Genomic DNA, 19,412 nt, shown 5'->3' with positions numbered 1-19,412 from the left:
ACCCAGCCCTCGGGGGCGCCTTCGACGGCGCTCCGCCACCCGCACTTTAAAATCACTCTAAGGTGCGGTTTCAGGGAGCGCGCGCGCTTGACCTCAATGCCTTGCGTTGAAAATACAGGGCATGACCGACACCAATGACACGCGCCCGCACATGCCGCTGGGTCTGGCCCAGCGCGGCTATACCGGCGTCATCCAGCATCTTTCCGCTCGCGAGGCGGGCTCGGCGCTCTCCGACATCGAGCTCGAGAGCCGCCTGATCGAGCTCGGCTTCGTCGAAGGCGCCCGGGTCGAGGTCCTGCACGAGGGGCTGGTCGGGCGCGACCCGATCGCCGTGCGGGTCGACAGCATCACGATTGCGGTCCGACGCCGCGAAGCCATGGCTATCATCGTCGCCTAGACAGCGACCGGACCTCTGATCCCGGACCAGTGATTCCATGGAATTACCCCTGCTGCATCTCGCCCTGGTGGGCACGCCGAACAGCGGCAAGACCTCGCTGTTCAATGCCCTGACGGGCAGCCGGCAGAAGGTCGCGAACTATCCGGGCGTCACCGTCGAGCGCAAGGAAGGCTTCTTCGTCACTCCGCTGGGACGTCAGGTCTCGGTGGTCGACCTGCCCGGCACCTATTCGCTGCGCGGCCGCAGCCCCGACGAGGAGATCACCCGCGACTTCGTGCTCGGCAAGGCGTCCGGCGAGACCGTGCCCGACCTCGTGCTGTGCGTGGCCGATTCGACCAATTTGCGGCTGACCATCCGCCTGCTGCTCGAGCTCAAGCGCACCGGACGGCCGATGCTGCTCGTGCTCAACATGTTCGACATCGCGGCCCGCCGCGGCATTACCGTCGACACGGAGCGGCTCGCCAAGGAGCTCGGCCTGCCCGTGGTCACCTCGATCGCGGTGCGCAAGGGCGGCACCGCCGACCTCTTGAAGCTGACCGACGAGATCTCGGCAAAGCTCGCCGCCGAGGCGGCGGCGAACAGCTGGCGCGCGCTCAGCGTCGGCGAACTACGCGCGACCCAGCGCGAGGCCGACCGCATCATCGCCGACTGCGTCAGCCTGCCTGCTAGGCCCGACACCTGGACCGCGCGGATCGACGCGATCGTGCTGCATCCGGTCGGCGGCCTCATCGTGCTCGCGCTGATCCTGTTCGTGATGTTCCAGGCGGTGTTCGCCTGGGCGCAACCAGCAATGGACGTGCTCAAGTCCGGCTTCGACGCGCTCGGGGAGCTCGTGCAGGCCACCCTGCCCGACGGCCTGTTGCAGAGCTTCCTGCAGAATGGCGTGATCTCCGGCGTCGGCAGCGTCATTGTGTTCCTGCCGCAGATCATCCTCATCTTCCTGTTCATCCTGCTGCTGGAAGATTTCGGCTATATGGCGCGCGCCGCGTTCCTGATGGATCGCATCATGGGCGGCGCCGGCCTGCACGGCCGCGCCTTCATACCGCTGCTGTCGAGCTTTGCCTGCGCCATTCCCGGCATCATGGCGACGCGCGTGATCGACAACAAGCGCGACCGGCTGACCACGATCCTGATCGCGCCGCTGATGACCTGCTCGGCGCGTATTCCAGTCTACACGCTGATCATCTCGGCTTTCATCCCTGCGAAGGACGTCTGGGGCTTCATCAACCTGCAGGGCCTCGTGATGTTCGGCCTCTACGCCGCCGGCATCATCAGCGCGCTTGCCGTCTCGTTCCTGATCAAGTTCTTCATGCTGCGCGACTTTGCGCCGGCGCCGTTCATGCTGGAGCTGCCGGACTACAAGATGCCGCAGCTGAAATCGATCGCGATCGGCATCTACACCCGCGCCAAGATGTTCCTGGTGCGCGCCGGCACCACGATCTTCTCGATGATGGTGCTGATCTGGTTCCTGGCCTCGTTCCCGCAGCCGCCGGCGGGCGCCACCGAGCCCGCCATCGACTTCAGCCTCGCCGCCATCATCGGCAAGGCGCTCGAACCCCTGCTCGCCCCGGTCGGCTTCAACTGGCAGATCGCGGTCGCGCTGATCCCGGGCATGGCGGCGCGCGAGGTCGCGGTCGCGGCGCTCGGCACCGTCTATGCGATCGAGGGCGGCAAGGAAGCGGCCGAGCAGATCGGCCAGGTGCTCGCGACGAAATGGTCGCTCGCCACCGCGCTGTCGATGCTGGCCTGGTACATCTTCGCGCCGCAATGCGCCTCGACGCTGGCCGTGATCCGGCGCGAGACCGGAAGCTGGACCTGGATGGCCGTGACCTTCACCTACATGCTGGTGCTGGCCTATGCCGCGAGCCTCCTGACGTACAACGTCGCGGTGGCGCTGGGCGCCGGCTGAAGCCCTCAAAACTAAAATTGCGAAAACAACCCCATGCACAGTAGACCGGGGTTGTGAAATCAATGGCTTACGCGAGTGCAGGAATCATCCGGGCCAGGCGATCCCAGGAAACCGCGACCCTTGATTTCGGTCAATGGTCCACCTCACCCGCCTGTCACGTTTTCTCGTCGTCCTGCAAAGGGAGAGAGCACATGACTGGACATGCCAAGCTGATCGGACTGTTCGTCACCGCCGCGCTGTTCACGGCAGCACCCCTGTCGTTCCACACCTCGCCGGTGGATGCGCTCGCCGTGTCCGTTGACACCGCCGAGGCCCGCGTCGGACGCCCGCTCACGCCGGGAAGCGTTGCCGGCGTCAACCGCAGGGTCCATCGGCGGGCTTACTACGGTGCCGCAGCGGCGGGAGCTGCCGCCTATGGCGCCTATGGCTATCGCCGGGCTTGTGGATATCACCCCTATCCGCCCTGCTATTGAGGCGCCGGTTCGAGGGCGCACAAGCCGTTGAGCTAGATCAACACCGGGCCCCACTCCGGCGGCAGCGTCGAGGTCTGACCGCGTAGGACGGACCATGAACGCGCTGCTCAGGGAAATCCGGCACAGCCCGCTGCTGTGGCTGCTGGCTGTCGTGCCTGTCGTGATCGTGCTCGAGCATGTCATGCCGGACGCGCATACGCTGCTGTTCGTGCTGGCCGTGATCGCCATCGTGCCGCTCGCGAGCCTGCTCAGCCACGCGACGGAGGCCGTGGCCGAGAAGACCGGCGATGCGGTCGGCGGGCTGTTGAACGCCACGCTTGGCAATCTCACGGAGCTCATCATCGCGGTCACGGCGTTGCAGGCCGGTCAATACATGCTGGTCAAAGCCTCGATTGCGGGTGCGATCGTGACCAACTCGCTATTCATGCTGGGCGCATCGCTGTTTCTGGGCGGATTGAGGCATCGCGTGCAGGAATACAACCGGGCAGGCGGCAGGCTCCATTCCGCGCTGCTGCTGATGGCCACGATCGCCCTGTTGTCACCCTCGGCCGTGGCCGACCTCGACTTTGCCGGCCACGAGGCGACGGTGCAGCGCTTGAGCACCGCCTTGGCGGTCCTGCTGATTGCGGCCTACGGTCTCAGCCTGCTGTTCTCGCTGAAGACGCACAAGGAGCTGTTTGCAAGCAGCGACCATGGCGAGGCAGGCGGCCCGATACTGCCGATTGCGATCGCCGTTCCGACACTGGGAATCGTCACCGTGCTGGTGGCACTCGTGAGCGAGATCTTCGTGACATCGGTGCAGAAGGCCGCCGAAACGCTCGGCATGACCCCGGCATTCGTCGGATTCATCGTCGTTGCCCTGGTCGGGGCTGCGGCCGAGATGGCCGTGGCGTTTTCCGCGGCACGCCGCAACCGGCTCGACTTGAGCGTGAGCATCGCGCTCGGAAGCGCCAGCCAGATCGCCTTGTTCGTCGCACCCGTTCTCGTGCTGCTGAGCTACGTCGTCGGGCCGCAGCCCATGGACCTTCAATTCTGGCCGGGAGCGGTGACCATGGTCATGATCGCCACCGTGGTGACGAGCTTCGTCACCAATGGCGGACGCTCCGCCTGGTTCGTCGGTGCCCTCCTGCTCTGCATCTACACGATCTTCGCGATGACGCTCTACATGGTCCCGCCCGGCTCGCACGGCCCGGTCTAAAGCATGATCCGGAAAAGTGCGCGGCGGTTTTCCGAAAGGACCATGCTTGAACAAAAACCTAAAGGCCGCGAGCCGGTTGACCTGTCGGGCAAAACAGCGGCACGATGGCATCATCGGCCTCAACAACATCCAGATCGCGACCAGCTCCGCGCGACACCCTGCTTCCATGGATCGCTTCAGTACCGACAACCTGACCGCGGAGAGGCTGAACGAAAGTCACCTCGCCGACCTCGTCGCGCTCCATCTGGATCCCGAAGCGTCGCGTTACATCGGCGGCGTGCGTTCGGCGGAGGCAACGGAGAAATATCTCGCCGTCAACATGGCGCACTGGGATCAATACGGTTTTGGCCTGTGGACCCTGCGCACGAAAGACGGCGCATTTGCCGGGCGGGCCGGCATCCGGCACATCCTGGTGGATGACGTGGACGAGATCGAGATCGCCTACGCGTTCACACCCAGTCTCTGGGGCCGGGGATTTGCCAGCGAGACCGCGACCGAGCTGACTGAGATCGGGCTGTCACAACTCGAGCTGCCGTCTCTCATCGGCATCGTCTATACCGCAAACGGCGCATCGCGCCGCGTGCTGGAGAAATCGAATTACCTGCTCGAGCGGCGCACGAGTCGTCACGGCGAGGACGTGGTGATCTACCGCGCAAGGCGATGACCGCCACCACGATGCGACCAAATCCACCTGCGGCGAGCACAGGAGCTTGTGTTCAGTTTTGAACCGACAGCACCGAGCTATCGGCACAGTCTATTGCGGCTCGTCCCTTGGACGCTCCGACCCGCAACTGGCTTCTTGCATCGATAGCTCAAGCCGGGGCCATCGATCGCCCGGGCAAACCTCTTTGCGGGAACTCGTTCCTGTCTGAAGAGTTCCTTGGAAGGACCTCTTCTTCGGTCCAACCCCGGCTGCCAGCCTCTGGGCGCTCGGGCAAAATCAGCTTCCGGAAGATATGCGCGAGGGGGTTCAATGACCGGTTCGTCGAGGGCTGCTCCAGACAGCGACCTTAAGGATTCGCCGAGAGTTTCGACCGGCAGCGACGGCCTGGATGACATCCTGGGCGGCGGCCTGGACGCCAATCGGATGTATCTTTACGAGGGCCGGCCCGGCACCGGCAAGACCACGATCGCGCTGCAATTCCTTCTGAGAGGTGTGCGTGATGGCGAACGCGTGCTCTATATCTCCCTGTCCGAAACCAAGAGGGAGCTGAGTGTCGTCGCGCGTCGGCATGGCTGGTCGCTGGACGGGGTCGACATCTTCGAACTGGTGCCACCGGAGACGACGCTCGACCCGGAGCGCGAGCTCACGGTCTTCCATCCCGCCGAAATGGAGCTGAGCGAAACCACCAATTTGATCTTCAGGGAGGTCGAACGAATTGATCCCACCCGCGTGGTGCTCGACAGCCTGTCCGAACTGCGCCTGCTGGCGCAGAACCCGCTGCGCTATAGGCGTCAGGTTCTGGCCCTGAAGCACTTTTTCACCAACCGCAACTGCACTGTCGTTCTCCTCGACGATCTCTCGTCCTCTCAGGACGACCTGCAACTGCATTCGATTGCGCACGGCGTGGTGATGCTCGAACAGCTCGCCATCGACTATGGGGCCGAGCGGCGCCGTCTTCGCGTGATCAAGATGCGGGGCATCCGGTTTCGCGGTGGTTACCACGATTTTACAATTTCGGAAGGCGGCTTGCGGATCTTCCCCCGGCTCGTCGCGGCCGAACATCACAAGTCCTTCGCCGGTGAGCCCATGTCCAGCGGCAACGCCGAGCTCGATCAGCTCTTGGGAGGCGGGCTCGAACGCGGCACCAACGCGCTTCTGCTCGGCTCTGCCGGTGCGGGCAAGTCGTCGGTCGCACTGACCTATGCCATTGCGGCGGCCGAACGTGGCGAGCACGCCGTATTCTTCGCATTCGATGAAGGCCGTGGAACGGTCGAAGCACGTGCACGGACACTTGGCTTGCCTCTGGAGAAACATCTCGCCTCGGGAAAAATCCGGTTTCAACAGATCGATCCGGCCGAACTGTCGCCCGGTGAGTTCGCGGCGACGCTCCGCCGAAGCGTCGAGGCCGACAACGCCCGCCTTGTCGTCATCGACAGCCTGAACGGTTACCTGAACGCGATGCCGGATGAACGTTTTCTCATCCTGCAGATGCATGAACTCCTGAGCTACCTGGCACAGCAGGGAGTCCTCACCATCCTGATCCTCGCTCAGCATGGGCTTGTAGGTCCCATGGATACGCCGCTCGACATCAGCTATTTGAGCGATGCAGTGCTGATGCTGCGCTATTTCGAATTCGGTGGAACGGTGCGGCGCGCCTTGTCAGTCGTCAAGAAGCGTAGCGGCAATCACGAGCATAGCATTCGCGAATTCCGGCTTGGCAGCAGCGGGATCAGGCTCGGCCCGCCACTGCAGGAGTTCAGCGGCATCTTTTCCGGCAATCCGCATTATACCGGCAGGGCACTGCCGGAAGGGCCATTCGAATGAGCCTCGACCCGGATCACCGCGTTCTCGTATTCGCCCCGATCGGCCGCGACGGGCCGGCATCGACCGAACTCTTTCGCGGCGCGAGCCTGGAGGCGGTCAACTGCCGCGATCTGTCCGCGCTCGTCAGCGCGATGACCGAAGGCGTGGGCGCGGTCTTCCTGGCCGAGGAAGGATTGTTCGGGAGAGACACGGCGCCGCTGGCACAATGGATCGAGCGCCAACCGCCGTGGTCCGACCTCCCTTTTGTCGTTCTCACCAGCCATCGAGAACAGCCGGCGGTCGTCGCGTGGCGACGCAGTATCGTCGAGCTTCTCCGTAACGTCTCGCTGCTCGAACGGCCGGTTCAGCCGATCACGCTGACCAGCGCCATCCAGTCGGCGATCCGGGCACGCCGGCGTCAATATGAAATCCGGGCTCTGCTCGAGGCCCGCGAGCAGACCGCGCAGGAGCTCGAGAAGCTGGTGGTCGAGCGGACGCGCGAACTGAAGGAAGCCAACGAGCAACTGCGTCTCGAAATGAACGAGCGCGCTCGCGTCGAGGAGACGCTTCGCCAGGCTCAGAAGATCGAAGCCATCGGCCAGCTCACCGGCGGCGTAGCTCACGACTTCAACAACCTGCTGATGGTGATTTCCGGCGGCCTCGACATGCTCGACCGCCAGACGGACCCCAACCGCCGTCGCCGCTTGATGGACGGGATGATCCAGGCGGCGCAGCGCGGGGCCAGCCTGACCAAGCAGCTTCTGGCGTTTTCGCGCCGACAGAAGCTGCGCCCGGAACCCGTCGACGTCGCCGCACAGATCGGTGGCATGCGCGAGCTGCTCGATCGAAGCCTGAGAGGCGACGTCCATGTCGAGTTCGAATTTCCGGATTCGCTGTGGCCGGTGGAGGTCGATCCCGGGGAGCTCGAGCTGGTGATCCTCAACCTGGCCGTCAATGCCCGCGACGCCATGCCGAACGGCGGCACGATCCTCGTCCGCGGCGAAAACCTGCCCGAGCTGAACGACGCGGAGATCGCCGGCGACTATGTCCGGCTGTCCGTGATCGACACAGGTGTCGGCATGGCTCCGGAGATCCTGTCGCGGGTCTTCGAGCCCTTCTTCACGACCAAGGACGTCGGCAAGGGCTCGGGCCTTGGGCTCGCGCAGGTCCATGGATTTGCGACGCAGTCTCGGGGCACGGTCCGCATTCAATCGGAGGCCGGCCGGGGCACCAGCATCGAACTGTACCTGCCGCGATCGTTCGATGTACCTTCGAGCGAGCGGCACCTCATCGACCTCACCAGGGTGCGACCGAAGAAAAGCAACCAGGGCCGAATCCTGCTGGTCGAAGACGACGACGAGGTTGCCGCACTGGTCGCCGAGATGCTCGGCCAACTCGGTTACGAAGTCACACGCGCCGCCAGCGCTGCCGCGGCTCTCGGCGCTTTGGCCGATGGTCGCTCCGTCGATGTGATCTTTTCGGACATCATGATGCCCGGCGGCATGAATGGGGTTGAACTCGCACACGAGATCAAACGGCGTCGCAACGACATACCGGTTCTGCTGACCAGCGGCTACGCCGAAGCCTCCGTCCATGAGGCGCAGGCGGCGGGCATCCAGATCCTGGCGAAGCCCTACCACATCGACGAGCTGTCTGCGGCGCTGAGCGCGGCGAGGTCAAGTCTACGGCTCGATGCAGGATCAAAGCGCTCGGGTTCGTACTGACTTCGAACGAACGGGACGGCACCGAACCGCATCGCCGGCCGCCGTCACTTCCCGCGATGACGCAGTGCGTCGACGATGACCTTGAAGCGGTGCCATCGCTTGCCGCAGCCGCTCGCCGGCCTCCGTCAGGCCGACGCTGCGGGTGGTCCGCGTCAAGAGCCGGATACCCATCTGCTCTTCGAGACGCTTGATGGTGTAGCTCAGTGTCGACTGGGCAACGCCGAGCTTGGCCGCCGCTTTGGTGAGCCGAGCTACTTGGCGATCGTGAGGAAGGAAAGAAGGTCGTTGAAATCCTGCCTGGCCATCGCCTTCCACCGCCGAGAGTTCCCATTTATGCCTCCCATCGATCAACGCAAGCGGATTAATCCATCTAATCGGATCGCCCGCCGGGCGTTATGTCCAATGGCGGAGGCGGCCGCGGCTCTCGTGCCCTCCGGCCCCGACCACAGGCGCATGTATCATGTCCAGACGTTGCTTCACGCGCCGGACCGTTGTCGGCGGCCTCGTGGCCATCGCCGCGGTGCCCGGCTTCGTCGCCGGCCTCACCCTGACGAACGCCGCCGGGCGGACGGGAGCTGCGAACATGCAGATGCGATGCGCCTTCGACCGCCACAGTTTTACGGCAACCCTTCTGGACAACCCGTCGGCGAGGGACCTCGTCGCTCTGCTGCCGCTCGACCTCGCCATCGAGGACTATTCGACCAACGAGAAGATCGCCTATCTGCCGCGCAAGCTGACGGAGCTCGACAGCGTCCCGTTCGCCGACGAGGCGCCGGGCGATCTCTGCTACTTCGCGCCCTGGGGCAATCTCGCCTTCTTCCACGGCAGCTATCGCTACTCGAAGGGCTTGATCCGTCTCGGCCATCTCGACGGCGGCGCTCAGCCCCTGCTCACGCGCGGAAAATATCCGCTGCGGCTCGAGCTTCTCTCCTGACGATCAAACCCGAAAGGTTCAGCCATGCTGGCAACACTCATGTATGGTCCCGGCGACATCCGCTGCGAAGAGGTCGACGATCCCAAGATCCTCAAGCCCACCGACGCCATCATCAAGCTGTCGGCAACCTGCATCTGCGGGTCCGACCTCTGGCCCTATCGCGGCCTGCAGCCGATCGACGGTCGTGCGCAGCACATGGGCCACGAATATTGCGGCGTGGTCGTGGAGGTCGGCAGCGCGGTGAAGACGGTGCGACCCGGGCAGTTCGTCGTCGGCTCGTTCTGCATCTCCGACAACACCTGCCCGCATTGCCGCTTCGGCTTCCATTCCTCCTGCGTCCAGCGCGAATTCATGTCGGGCGCGCAAGCCCCCTACGCGCGCGTTCCGCTGGCCGACGGCACCCTGGTCGCAACCGCTGAGCATCCGTCACCCGATCTCATTGCCGACCTGCTCGCGACCTCCGACGTGCTTGGCACCGGCTGGTATGCCGCCGATGCCGCCAACGTTCGCAAGGGATCGACCGCGATCGTAGTCGGCGACGGCGCCGTCGGCCTGATGGGCGTGCTGGCGGCCAAGGAGATGGGCGCCGAGCGGATCATCGCCATGAGCCGACACAAGACGCGGCAGCAGCTCGCGGTCGAATTCGGCGCCACCGACATCGTGGCCGAGCGCGGCGAGGCGGGAATTGCCCGCATCAAGGACCTCACCGATGGCGTCGGCGCCGATTCCGTTCTGGAGTGCGTCGGCACGCAGGAATCGATGGCGCAGGCGATCGCCTGTTCGCGGCCCGGCGGATCAATCGGCTATGTCGGCGTGCCGCACGGCGTGACCTTCGACGGCCAGGCGATGTTCTTCGCGCAGCGGCGCATGCTGGGCGGACCGGCCCCCGTCCGGCGCTTCCTGCCTGACCTGATCGGCCGCGTCCTCGCCGGCAAGATCAAGCCGGGAAAGGTGTTCGACCTCAAGCTGCCGCTGTCCGATGTCGCCGAGGGATACCGCGCCATGGACGAACGGCGCGCGATCAAGACGTTGATCACCCTCTAAGATGGGGCGACGCCTCACGGCGAAGCGAGAGAGATGATGACGGTGTGTGAGGCAGCTTACCGGAAATACCCCAGCACGAGATCGATGTCCGAGCTTCCGGCCACCGTCCCGTTCAGCTCGGCGTCGATGACACGCCGGCAGGCGTCGATCGCGGCGTGGTCGCCGAGGTCATTGGCGGCTTCCAGCACGAGCCAGGCAGCGTCCACCGACGCCTTGTCGGGCGCTCCCGCGCCGAGATCGGCGGTCACGGCGCTGTTGAGGTTCTTCTTGCGAACCGCGGTGCCGAATTGAGGCAACATTGCAAATACTCCCCTTTGAAGTCCGGGACGATGCTCAGTGCACCTGTTCAGTGGACCTGAAGCTCGGGCTGACGGCCGCCCGCGGTGGAATCGCCGGCGGTCTTGCGCGACTGGTAGAACTTCAAGACGCTGCGCGAGGTCTCGATCTTCAGCCGGCCGAAATCCCGCTCGTTGTCGTGCAGCTCGCGCGCCGTGATCAGATGATCCTTGGCGCCGAGGAACAGCAGCGACATGGTCGTGTCCCAGGAGAAGTCGAGTGCCTTGCACAGCACCAGAATCATCTCGCGGTTGCGGTCCATCATCGCGCGCTCGATCACGTCGACCGGCAACGCCGACAGCAGCGACAGGCCGATCTGCACCTCGTCGAAGCGGTGCTGGCGCGCATAGTTCGAGATCGAATCCTGGTTGAGGTTGCCCTGGCGATACTGCGTCGTCACCACGCGCTTGGCGACGAAATAGCTGCGCGATGACGGGCCGAACTTGGACTGAAGATCGCCAGTGACCTCGGTCACCGAGCTCTGGATCTGCGCCATCATTTCGGGCCGCTCGGTCTCGAGGCGGCGGCGGACGTCTTCCGACGCCTTCGAGATCAGCTGCTGGAAGATGTGGCGCGGCACGTCCTTGCGCAGGCCGAGCTGCTCGGCGAGGATCGAATCGCCTTCGGCGCGGCGGACCATGTGCAACAGGCCCGAACCGGAGAAGCGCGCGCCCTCGTTCCTGGCCACCGAGGTCACGACCTCCTGATCGCCGCGCTTGACCAGCACGTCGGTGACGGCCTCGCCGATCGATTTGCGCTGGGCGATTGCGAGTAGATGCGATTGGCCCTTGGTCATGGCGCTCTCGACCAGCATCTTCTCGTCGAGACGAGTGGAGTCGCGCAGCACGGGACCGGCGACCTCGATCTCGTCGTCGAGCGCCAGCTTTTCGATGACGTTGAGCGGAGCGTGATCGCATGCCGACATCAGCTCCGAGAGCTGCGCGCGCGCGGCGACCTCGATCTCGTCGGCGAGCCGCCCGATGACCTCGCCGAACATGCTGATCTCGTCGTCGCTGTAGCGGCCGGTGATCAGAATGTCGGTCGCATGCCACAACGCCTTCGCCCGGCTCTCGTCAGTGCCGCGCGCGATCGCGTCGTCCAGATCCTGTAGAAGCGTTTTCGCCCCGTTCATCTCGATAACCCCAGTTCTTGGCGAGTAATTCTTGGCAGTTCTTTTGGCGCGGCGCCCCGCCGCTCGTGGCGGGACACCGGATTCCTCTGGGAACTGACGCTAGAGATCAAACGCGAGAATTCGGTAAAATCGGCAAATCAGTTTTGCCGGGCAAAATTCATTCAAATGCGAGGGAATGGATTCACGGGCGGACAAGGCGGCTCGGAAGGTGCGCTCCCTCTCTCGCTTGCGGGAGAGGGTTGGGGAGAGGCTGTCTCAACGGAGAGACTCCCAATGTGGAGAGAGCCCCCACCCGGTGCTTCGCGCCGACCTCCCCCGCAAGCGGGAGAGGTTGCACCGAGCCCGCGCGTTCATCTCACTAAAGTCACCCTTACGGATTCTGCGGCGTCAGGACCAGCGGCGGCTTCGGCTTGGGCTTGGCGGGCGGCGGACCCGGTGCAGGCTTCACGTCGATGGCCGGCGGCAGCGGCGCAAGCTGTTGGGCGAGCGGCGGGCTTGGCGCGGCGGGCGCGGCCTGCGGGGCCTTTGGCAGCGGCGCGGCTTTCGGCTTTGACGGTGCGCGGCGGGGATCCTGGCCCGGCAGCGGCACATTGACCGGCGCCTGCTCCGGCGCGGGATCGGGCGAGACCAGCGTCGGCAGCGCGGCGGTCGCCGGCGGCGGCTCGCCGCGCTCGATGGCGTCGAGCCGGCGCGTCTCGCGGTCGATCGTGCGCACCGCAAGCCACGACGACAGCGGCGCAAGGTCGATCGTGCGATTGAGCCTGTCGGGCGGGCCCGCCGCGAACAGCTGGATTTCGGGCGGGGCGCCGGAGAGCCCGGTCATGATCGGCGTCAGGCTGGCGCGGATGTCGGCCTGATCGGCGGGAATGTCGTAGCCGCCGGAGACGATGGCGCGGGCATTCTTCGCTTCGAGCGGGGTCGCGCCGACGCGCAAGCGTCCGTCGCGGATCGTGAACGGGATCTGCGCCGAGGCCACCGCGATCGGCGCGGCGGCAAGCGCGGGCTCGACGAGCTGCCGCAGGCGGTTGTCGTCGGCGACCTGGCCACCGTCGCTGGCGCGGATGGCGATCTCGAAGGCGCGCGGATTGAGGCCGCCGATTTCCGCGGAGTCTAGCGTCACCGCGCCGTTGCCGGCGAGCGCGCCGGTGAGCGCCGCGACGCTGCGGCCCTGGCTGGTCAGCGCCATCTGCACCGTGGCGCGCCCCTTCGGCAGCGCGAGATCGCGATAGCGCAGCGTCGCCGCATCGACATTGCTGAGATCGATGCGCGCGTTCAGCGCAAGACCATTCGCGCCGTTGCGTGCGTCGAAGCTCGCCGACATCTCGCCGCCACTGAGGCCGCCCTTCAGCGCATCGAGTGCGAGCGACTGGCCGTCGCTTCGAAGCGTGCCGCCGAACGGGCGCAGCTCGATGCCACCGGGCAACATCCCGCGCAGCGCCTGGAAAGCGATGCGGCCGCGCCAGCCGCCCAACAACCCCGCACTCAGCGGCTCGCCGGACTCGTGCCCGGCGGCGCCGATCGCCATCGCGAGCGCGGGCGCCAGATCGAGCGTATCGAGGCCGACTTCGCCGTCGACGCTCCTTTCCTGATCGAGCGTCACCGCAAGATGGCCGCGCAAATGCGAGCCGGCCGCGTTGCCGTCGAGATCGTCGAAGGTCAGGCGGTTGCCGGAGAGCGTGAGGCGGGAGGACAGGCTCACGGCCTGCATCGATTTGTCGGCCGGGCTGGTCCCGAACAGCGGCGCCAGATTGGCCTTGCGCACGCGCAGATTCACGCTGGCTTTCGACTCCGACAATTCGACGCTGCCCTGCGCATCGGCGTCCAGCCCGCCGCCGCTGAGCTTGGCATTCAATTGCAACGGCCGCCGCCACGCTCCGGTCAGCTTGCCTTCGAATTGCGAAGCGCCCTCGCCTGCAGCCACCACGCGATCGAGCCCGAGCAGCACCAGCAGCGCGCCGGCCTGCGGGGCCGATACCTTCGAGTCCAGCGTGAAGTCGCTGTTGCGCAATTTGTCGATATCGACGCCGTTGACCGCCGCCGCCGGCATCTGCGCGGCCAGCGTCGCCGTCGCCTTGAGCTGCGGCGCGTCGAGATCAAGCACGGCGCGGGCATTGCTGCGATCGGCATGCTCGGCATTCTTGTCGAGGCTGAGATCGAGCTTGAGGCGGGTCGCGCCTGGCAATGACGGGATGGCATCGAAACGCGCGCGCACCGCGGGCGCAAACGGCTCGACTAACGCGGTGAGCTCGCGCAGCGAATTGGCCGAGGATTTCAGCGCGAGCTTGCCGGTGGCTTTGGTGCGGTCGAAGCTGCCGCTCGCCTCCGTGGTCACGCCGCTGGCCTGGCCGAAGCGCAGCTGCTCCAGCGACAGCGATGCGGGGCCGAAAGCGAGCTTTGCCGCGAACGGCCGCAGCTCCTGGCCGGCGGAGATCGCGCGGCCGATATCGAGCGAGAGCTTTGCCTCTTCCGGCCATTCGCCTTGCGGCCCCGCAAGCGCGCGCACGAAGCTTGCGGCGGTATCGAGGTCAAGACGGTCGGCTTTGAGCTCGGCGTCGATCCGCGAGCCCTTGCTCGCGCCTGTTTGCACGAAGGCGATGCGGCCCTCGACGGTGCCGCCTTCGATGTCGGCCTTCAGCCTGTCGATGGCGAGATGGTTGGCGGCGATCGTCACGTCGCCGGCAAGACGCAGCGGCCGCGTGCTGCGGCGGTTGATCTCGCTGCGGCCCTGGAGCCAGGCCACCAGCGCGTCAGGATCGGAGGATTCGACGCTGAGACGGCCGCTGAAACTGTCGGCGCCCGGGGCTGCGCCGTTGAGCGAGAGCTGCGTCATGCCGGGCGCGCGCAGCTCGAGCCGCTGGAACGTCCAGGATCGTCCATCGGTCTGAAGCTCGGCCGCGATGTTCTGCAGCGGGCGGCCACCGAGCATGATCTGGTCGGAGTTGAACTCGATCTGCGCCGGGATCGGCGCCTGCGGAATGGCAGCCAGCCCCGCGCGCAGCGCCGGCAGGATGCGGAGCGGCTCGGCATCGTCCTTGCCCGCGAGCTTGTCGGCATCGACCTGGCGCGCCGACAGCACCGCGCGCAGCAGCGGCGCGGCGCCGAATCTGAGGTCGCCGACGCCGCCGAGCTTCAGCGCATTGTCTTCAGCGCCGAAGTTCGCGTCGATCTGCTCGAACTTCGCGCCGGCCGGATCAGCCTTGAGCTTGGTCGTGAGCTTCCACGGCGTCGGACCCGCCTCGCCCGCCTTCTTGACCGCCGGCACGGCCAGCGTCAGCGCACCGTCGAATTTCGGCAGGCGGTTGTCGAAGGCGAGCACGCCTTCGAGATCGGCGAGGATGGCGCGCTCGCCGGGATCGATGTTGAGGTGGAGACGGGTGGCGCTGCCGTCGGCGCTCGGGCCCGACGAGACGCGGAACGGATAGCGCACCCCGGCGGCGGTGAATCTGCCGTCGCCGCGCACCGAGCCCGCGAGCGAGCGGACGTCGCCGGAGAAGGCGATGTCGTTCAGCTCCAGCGTCGAGCGGCTGGCGGCATCGTGAAGCGCAATGCGGCCGGTGAGATTCAGCCGCTCGATGGCGAGGGAGGCCAGATTGAAGGTGCCGCTCGCGGTGGAGGGCAAATCGACCCGCCCCCGGGCATCGAGGCCGAGGTCGACCGCCATGCCGCCCACCGAAAGCTCGGTGGCGCGCCATTCGCCGCGCATCAAGGAGCCCAGGCTGAACTCGACGTCGAGCTTGTCGGCGCGCAGGCGACCGAGATCGTTGTTGCCGCCGAAGGTGACCTGGCGCAGCCGCAGCGTCGGCGCCGGCAACAGCCGCGCGTCGAGCTCGCCCGCGACCCGCACCGGTACGCCGATGATCTTGCCAGCCTCCGCCTCAAACTGGGGCCTGAACTGGTTCCAGTCGACGTAGTAAGGCCCGATCAGCGCGGCCAGCAGCGCAATGATGAAGGCAATCGCCAATCCGAGCAGCGTCGTCTGCACGGGTCTCCCCTCGGCCAAACCGGCATCCGGACCAAACCCTGGCCTTAGTGGACTTCAGGCGTGCCGGAACAGCCCCTTATATAGGGGGAAGTGTGGCGAAGTCACAGCGACTGTTGCGCGCGGAGGTTAATGCCGGGCCGCCTCACCAGCTCGCCGGCAGCCGCTTCAGGCCGCGCAGCACGAAGGTCGGCCGCCATTCCGGGTTTTCGACGTCGTCGATGCGCAAATCGGGCAGCCGCCGCAGCAGGGTGGCAATGGCGATCTCGGCCTCGATGCGCGCCAATTGGGCACCCAGGCAGAAATGGATGCCGCCGCCGAACGACAGCGGTTTCACGTTCTGGCGGGTGACATCGAGCCGGTCCGGCCGGTCAGGATAGACTGCGGGATCGCGGTTGGCCGAGCCGAGCAGGCACAGCACGGTCTCGCCCTTGGGGATCCTCTTGCCGCCGAGATCCTCGATCTCCTCCAGCGCGACGCGGCCGGTCATCTGCACCGAGGAATCGTAGCGCAAAAATTCCTCGATCGCGCCCTCCATCAGCTCGGGGCGCGCCTTGAGCAGCGCAAGCTGGTCCGGATTGCGGTGGAGCGCCAAAAGGCCGTTGCCGATCAGGTTCACCGTGGTCTCGTGGCCGGCGCCGAACAACAGGATGATGTTGGCGGTCAGCTCCTCGTTTGTGAGCTTGTTGCCGTCCTCCTCGGCCTGCACCAGCTGGGTGGTGAGATCGTCCCCGGGATTTTTGCGGCGCAGCTCGAACAGCTGCTGGAAATACATCTGCGCCATCAGGTTGCCCTCGTTGCCCTTCCTGATCTCCTCGGCAGTGAGGGGCACGGGGTCGAGTAGCCGGCCGCCGTCACGCGAGCTCTTGTAGAAGACCTCGCGATGGTCCTCGGGGATGCCGAGCATCTCGCAGATGATGGTGACGGGCAGGCGGAAGGCGAAATCCTCGATCAGGTCCATGTGGCCGCGATCGATCACGGCATCGATGGCCTGGTCGACGATCGCCTGGATGCGCGGCCGCATGTCCTCGACCCGGCGCGCGGTGAAGGCCTTTACGACGAGGCCGCGCAGGCGGGTGTGATCCGGCGGATCGGCCTGCAGCATCCAATGGCTCATGCTGCGGAACACTGGCTCGTCCATGATCTTCTCGCCATAGCGGCGCGTCGTGCGCTCGACGAAATCCTTGCCGAAGCGCTTGTCGCGCATCACCAGGCTGACGTCGGCGTGGCGGCTGGTGACGAATTGGCCGAACGGCGTCACGTGGATCGGATCGATCGTGCGCAGCCGGTCATAGTGCGGATAGGGATCGCGGATGAAGTCCGGCGAGAGCGGGTTGAACAGCGGCGCGCCGCCGGCGCCTTGCACGTGCTCGTTCATGGTGACCTCAAATCGGTTGCCGATGACACGAATACGCCGATCGCAGCCCCACTGCCCGGCGCAACCATCCCCAAGATTTATCAACTCGATACATTGTTGTATCGAGTTGCATTCTGACCTAACCTCATCCGATGTCAAGGCTGAGAACCAGGCCGACCAGGGACGACACGCGCGACAAATTGTTCGAGGCGGCCGCGCGCGTGTTCGAGGAGGACGGCATCGGCGGCGCCAGCATCGAGGCGATCGCGGCGGCGGCGGGCTTCACCCGCGGCGCGTTCTATTCGAATTTCAAGAGCAAGGACGAGCTGATCATCGCCATGCTCGAGGACCATGTCGAGCAGTCGATCCGGCGCAACCTCGACATCCTTGCCCGGCACGACAATCTCGACGATTTCATCGCGGCGTTGAAAGCGATGGACCGCACCAGGCAGGATCCCCTCGCCCGCTCGCCGCTCCTGCACATGGAGATGATCCTGTTCGTCGCGCGCGCCGAGAAGCGCCGCCCCGAGCTCGCCAAACGCCTGCGCGCGCGGCGCAAGCTGGTGGCCGACATCGTCGAGGCGACGTTGAAGAGCAACGGACGGAACGACAATCTGAACCCGCCCTGGATGGCCTCCGTCGTGCTGGCGCTCGAAGACGGCTTTCGCCTGCACCGGCTGATCGATCCCGAGACGACGCCCGCGGACAGCTTTCTGCGCGCGATCACGGATTTGCGGCGGAGGACGGGGCTGGCATCGGAGTAAAGTCCTGTCGCTATTGAACGACAGCCCTGCCCCTGAAATTTCCCGCCGCCCGGCATCGTGCTACGCGGCATCGATTTCAGGCCCTAGAGCACGGCAACACCGCGACGCCCGATGCAAGGCAGAAGGCCCCGGTATCGCCGTCACATGGTCCAAGGTCTTCTCTACTCCGTCCGTGCTTTGACTTCCGGCAAAGGCGGCTTGCGTTCAAAGGGCTTCTTTTTCGGCGGCGCGGGCAGCAACCCCTCCCTGATCGCCTGCTTCCGGGCAAGCTTGCGGGCGCGACGAATCGCTTCAGATTTCTCGCGGGTCTTTCTCTCTGACGGCTTTTCATAGGAACGCCGTTGTTTCATTTCCCGGAAGACGCCCTCGCGCTGCATCTTCTTCTTGAGAACACGGAGTGCCTGCTCAACATTGTTGTCCCTGACAAGTACGTGCAATTGATCCTCCTGACTGAGGCTGCGAATGCGACACGTCCTGCCGGCAGCCAAATTGCGCAGGAGCTTCATTGCGATTTTTGAGGATAGTAGCGGCGACACTCGTCGCGGCTTCGGACGAGCCGATCCTGCCTGTCACGGCGAAGCAGCTTGGTGAGGTCCACGTGACCATTGTCGTGCAGCGCTGTCAATCGACAACGGCTTGCTTGCAGGTCGGCAGACACACGCGAAACCGCCTCGACGGGGAACACCCAGAACTGCTCCGCAACAACAAGCCGCCTTCGCTCCTTGCAAAATCCCGAAAGCCCCTTATATCGAGATGATTCCATTAGCCGCTGTGCCTTGTTGAATGCGCCCGCGGGCTCCTTTTCCGACGACATCGACGAAGTTGAAGATAACCGCGTGATCGTCACGTGGAACGCGTTTGCGCGCTTTGGAGAAGAAGATGACGACAGGTACCGTCAAGTGGTTCAACGGCCAAAAGGGCTTCGGTTTCATTCAACCTAACGACGGCAGCAATGATGTGTTCGTTCACATCAGCGCTGTTGAGAGAGCTGGCCTTGCCGGCCTCGCAGAGGGGCAAAAGGTCAACTTCGAGACCAAGACCGACAAGATGCGAGGTAAAGTCAGCGCCGAGAACCTCTCGCTGGCTTGATATCGTGGCGCCGTTTCACGGATGTACTGAAACGGTCGTTTTGCCCGCTCAATCTCCGGATTGAGCGGGTTTGGTTGTTTGCGGGGCCGGGTGAGAGTCAAACTGGACGGCGGAACCATCACCTTCCTTCTTGCGTTTGGCGCAAGCCGGAAGACGTGCCGGCTTGCCACCACATTCAACACGCAGAAGCAGGCCTTCAGCTACCTCCAGAAGCATCGCACGGAGTTCGAGCATATGGCGCGGGTGCGCCTCGCTTCAGGGGAACTCGAAGACGGAATCATCGTGCTTGCGATGCTCTAGCCAGACCCATCAGCGGGCATGCCGCTTGTGCTGATCTCAATTGACCGGCTGGTCTCTTTCGCAGACGAATATCTCTCTCAACACCAGACCGCTCGCATCCCGGACATTGATGGCCAGGCCATCACTGCTGGCGAACGGCCCAAGCTGCTTGGCAATGTCGGCAAGAGACAACGCGGCCTCGACCTCCGCGGCCCGTTGGCTGGCCAGATCCAGGCCTTCCTCGTCTACGACGAGCGCTTCACCGTCCCAGATGTCGAAGTAGAATTGCGACATCTAGGGCCTCCCCTCAGAGATGGCGGTGCCCATGCG

18 protein-coding genes and 1 pseudogene are annotated in these 19,412 nt (G+C 65.0%); 12 read left to right on the top strand and 7 right to left on the bottom strand.

The genetic code is table 11. The annotated features are described in order from the left end of the window. Positions 1 to 121: 121 nt before the first annotated feature. From XI04_RS15490 to XI04_RS15460, 7 genes are all read left to right on the top strand, one after another. Complete coding sequence (locus tag XI04_RS15490; protein WP_018319701.1) at positions 122 to 397, top strand: FeoA family protein; 276 nt, start codon at positions 122 to 124, stop codon at positions 395 to 397. Between the two features lie 37 nt (positions 398 to 434). Further along, on the top strand, positions 435 to 2,306 hold the full coding sequence (feoB, locus tag XI04_RS15485; protein WP_028145465.1) for a ferrous iron transporter B: 1,872 nt from the start codon (positions 435 to 437) through the stop codon (positions 2,304 to 2,306). Positions 2,307 to 2,497: 191 nt separating this feature from the next. Continuing rightward, positions 2,498 to 2,779, top strand: coding sequence for a hypothetical protein (locus XI04_RS15480; protein WP_028145466.1), 282 nt, complete (start codon positions 2,498 to 2,500; stop codon positions 2,777 to 2,779). Positions 2,780 to 2,873: 94 nt separating this feature from the next. Then, positions 2,874 to 3,977 (top strand): calcium/proton exchanger, encoded by a 1,104-nt coding sequence (cax, locus tag XI04_RS15475; protein ID WP_271610255.1) that lies wholly within the window; start codon positions 2,874 to 2,876, stop codon positions 3,975 to 3,977. A gap of 166 nt (positions 3,978 to 4,143) precedes the next feature. After that, positions 4,144 to 4,641 carry a GNAT family N-acetyltransferase gene (locus XI04_RS15470; protein WP_028145468.1) on the top strand — a complete coding sequence of 166 codons (498 nt, stop codon included), beginning with the start codon at positions 4,144 to 4,146 and terminating at the stop codon, positions 4,639 to 4,641. 309 nt (positions 4,642 to 4,950) lie between these two features. Continuing rightward, positions 4,951 to 6,465, top strand: coding sequence for an ATPase domain-containing protein (locus XI04_RS15465; RefSeq protein ID WP_271610256.1), 1,515 nt, complete (start codon positions 4,951 to 4,953; stop codon positions 6,463 to 6,465). Then, the gene (locus tag XI04_RS15460) at positions 6,462 to 8,168 is read left to right on the top strand and encodes an ATP-binding protein (protein ID WP_028145470.1); all 1,707 of its coding nucleotides are present in this window, start codon (positions 6,462 to 6,464) and stop codon (positions 8,166 to 8,168) included. The genes XI04_RS15465 and XI04_RS15460 overlap by 4 nt, the downstream gene beginning before the upstream one ends. A gap of 87 nt (positions 8,169 to 8,255) precedes the next feature. Here the strand turns inward: XI04_RS15460 and XI04_RS15455 are convergent. Further along, positions 8,256 to 8,473: pseudogene (locus XI04_RS15455) on the bottom strand (LysR family transcriptional regulator); the annotation flags it as partial. Positions 8,474 to 8,628: 155 nt separating this feature from the next. On the opposite strand from XI04_RS15455, the gene XI04_RS15450 reads away from it, so the two are divergent. Together XI04_RS15450 and XI04_RS15445 are read left to right on the top strand one after the other, a co-directional pair. Continuing rightward, positions 8,629 to 9,102, top strand: a complete 474-nt coding sequence (locus XI04_RS15450) for a cyclophilin-like fold protein (RefSeq protein ID WP_271610257.1) — start codon at positions 8,629 to 8,631, stop codon at positions 9,100 to 9,102. 24 nt (positions 9,103 to 9,126) lie between these two features. After that, a complete protein-coding gene (locus XI04_RS15445; RefSeq protein ID WP_028145472.1) occupies positions 9,127 to 10,146 on the top strand; it encodes a zinc-dependent alcohol dehydrogenase family protein in 1,020 nt (339 codons plus the stop codon). A gap of 56 nt (positions 10,147 to 10,202) precedes the next feature. Here XI04_RS15445 and XI04_RS15440 read toward each other — a convergent pair whose 3' ends face one another. The 4 genes from XI04_RS15440 to XI04_RS15425 all read right to left on the bottom strand — a co-directional run bounded on the left by XI04_RS15440 (position 10,203) and on the right by XI04_RS15425 (position 16,971). Beyond that, a complete protein-coding gene (locus tag XI04_RS15440; RefSeq protein ID WP_028145473.1) occupies positions 10,203 to 10,445 on the bottom strand; it encodes a hypothetical protein in 243 nt (80 codons plus the stop codon). 47 nt (positions 10,446 to 10,492) lie between these two features. Continuing rightward, positions 10,493 to 11,614: a DUF2336 domain-containing protein gene (locus XI04_RS15435; RefSeq protein ID WP_028145474.1), complete on the bottom strand. Its 1,122-nt coding sequence runs from the start codon at positions 11,612 to 11,614 to the stop codon at positions 10,493 to 10,495. A 370-nt stretch (positions 11,615 to 11,984) separates the two neighbouring features. Then, positions 11,985 to 15,596 (bottom strand): AsmA family protein, encoded by a 3,612-nt coding sequence (locus tag XI04_RS15430; RefSeq protein WP_271611363.1) that lies wholly within the window; start codon positions 15,594 to 15,596, stop codon positions 11,985 to 11,987. A 142-nt stretch (positions 15,597 to 15,738) separates the two neighbouring features. Further along, entirely contained in the window at positions 15,739 to 16,971 is a 1,233-nt protein-coding gene (locus XI04_RS15425) for a cytochrome P450 (RefSeq protein ID WP_161966378.1), read from the bottom strand. Positions 16,972 to 17,102: 131 nt separating this feature from the next. On the opposite strand from XI04_RS15425, the gene XI04_RS15420 reads away from it, so the two are divergent. Continuing rightward, a complete protein-coding gene (locus XI04_RS15420) occupies positions 17,103 to 17,714 on the top strand; it encodes a TetR/AcrR family transcriptional regulator (protein ID WP_038971215.1) in 612 nt (203 codons plus the stop codon). Positions 17,715 to 17,875: 161 nt separating this feature from the next. On the opposite strand, the gene rpsU is transcribed toward XI04_RS15420, so the two are convergent. Continuing rightward, positions 17,876 to 18,151, bottom strand: a complete 276-nt coding sequence (gene rpsU, locus XI04_RS15415; protein WP_028145478.1) for a 30S ribosomal protein S21 — start codon at positions 18,149 to 18,151, stop codon at positions 17,876 to 17,878. Positions 18,152 to 18,593: 442 nt separating this feature from the next. On the opposite strand from rpsU, the gene XI04_RS15410 reads away from it, so the two are divergent. Both XI04_RS15410 and XI04_RS15405 read left to right on the top strand, forming a co-directional pair. Then, positions 18,594 to 18,803, top strand: coding sequence for a cold-shock protein (locus XI04_RS15410; protein WP_028145479.1), 210 nt, complete (start codon positions 18,594 to 18,596; stop codon positions 18,801 to 18,803). Between the two features lie 90 nt (positions 18,804 to 18,893). Further along, on the top strand, positions 18,894 to 19,103 hold the full coding sequence (locus tag XI04_RS15405; protein ID WP_370125890.1) for a hypothetical protein: 210 nt from the start codon (positions 18,894 to 18,896) through the stop codon (positions 19,101 to 19,103). Between the two features lie 36 nt (positions 19,104 to 19,139). Here XI04_RS15405 and XI04_RS15400 read toward each other — a convergent pair whose 3' ends face one another. Then, entirely contained in the window at positions 19,140 to 19,376 is a 237-nt protein-coding gene (locus tag XI04_RS15400; RefSeq protein WP_097668398.1) for a DUF6894 family protein, read from the bottom strand. Positions 19,377 to 19,412: the final 36 nt, after the last annotated feature.

The sequence above is a fragment of the Bradyrhizobium sp. CCBAU 11430 genome (genome assembly GCF_028128855.1).
GTDB classification, from domain to species: Bacteria; Pseudomonadota; Alphaproteobacteria; order Rhizobiales; family Xanthobacteraceae; genus Bradyrhizobium; species Bradyrhizobium ottawaense.
Note: the sequence above shows the minus strand (reverse complement) of the source record. Positions and strands in the feature narration are given on the sequence as shown.

Excerpts from the sequence above, each read along its gene's own strand:
- XI04_RS15440 (WP_028145473.1), bottom strand. The coding sequence starts at position 10,445 with ATGTTGCCTCAATTCGGCACCGCGGTTCGCAAGAAGAACCTCAACAGC.
- XI04_RS15445 (WP_028145472.1), top strand. The coding sequence starts at position 9,127 with ATGCTGGCAACACTCATGTATGGTCCCGGCGACATCCGCTGCGAAGAG.
- cax (WP_271610255.1), top strand. The coding sequence starts at position 2,874 with ATGAACGCGCTGCTCAGGGAAATCCGGCACAGCCCGCTGCTGTGGCTG.
- XI04_RS15425 (WP_161966378.1), bottom strand. The coding sequence starts at position 16,971 with ATGAACGAGCACGTGCAAGGCGCCGGCGGCGCGCCGCTGTTCAACCCG.
- feoB (WP_028145465.1), top strand. The coding sequence starts at position 435 with ATGGAATTACCCCTGCTGCATCTCGCCCTGGTGGGCACGCCGAACAGC.
- XI04_RS15435 (WP_028145474.1), bottom strand. The coding sequence starts at position 11,614 with ATGAACGGGGCGAAAACGCTTCTACAGGATCTGGACGACGCGATCGCG.
- XI04_RS15400 (WP_097668398.1), bottom strand. The coding sequence starts at position 19,376 with ATGTCGCAATTCTACTTCGACATCTGGGACGGTGAAGCGCTCGTCGTA.
- XI04_RS15450 (WP_271610257.1), top strand. The coding sequence starts at position 8,629 with ATGTCCAGACGTTGCTTCACGCGCCGGACCGTTGTCGGCGGCCTCGTG.
- XI04_RS15410 (WP_028145479.1), top strand. The coding sequence starts at position 18,594 with ATGACGACAGGTACCGTCAAGTGGTTCAACGGCCAAAAGGGCTTCGGT.
- XI04_RS15465 (WP_271610256.1), top strand. The coding sequence starts at position 4,951 with ATGACCGGTTCGTCGAGGGCTGCTCCAGACAGCGACCTTAAGGATTCG.
- XI04_RS15480 (WP_028145466.1), top strand. The coding sequence starts at position 2,498 with ATGACTGGACATGCCAAGCTGATCGGACTGTTCGTCACCGCCGCGCTG.
- XI04_RS15460 (WP_028145470.1), top strand. The coding sequence starts at position 6,462 with ATGAGCCTCGACCCGGATCACCGCGTTCTCGTATTCGCCCCGATCGGC.
- XI04_RS15470 (WP_028145468.1), top strand. The coding sequence starts at position 4,144 with ATGGATCGCTTCAGTACCGACAACCTGACCGCGGAGAGGCTGAACGAA.
- XI04_RS15420 (WP_038971215.1), top strand. The coding sequence starts at position 17,103 with ATGTCAAGGCTGAGAACCAGGCCGACCAGGGACGACACGCGCGACAAA.
- XI04_RS15490 (WP_018319701.1), top strand. The coding sequence starts at position 122 with ATGACCGACACCAATGACACGCGCCCGCACATGCCGCTGGGTCTGGCC.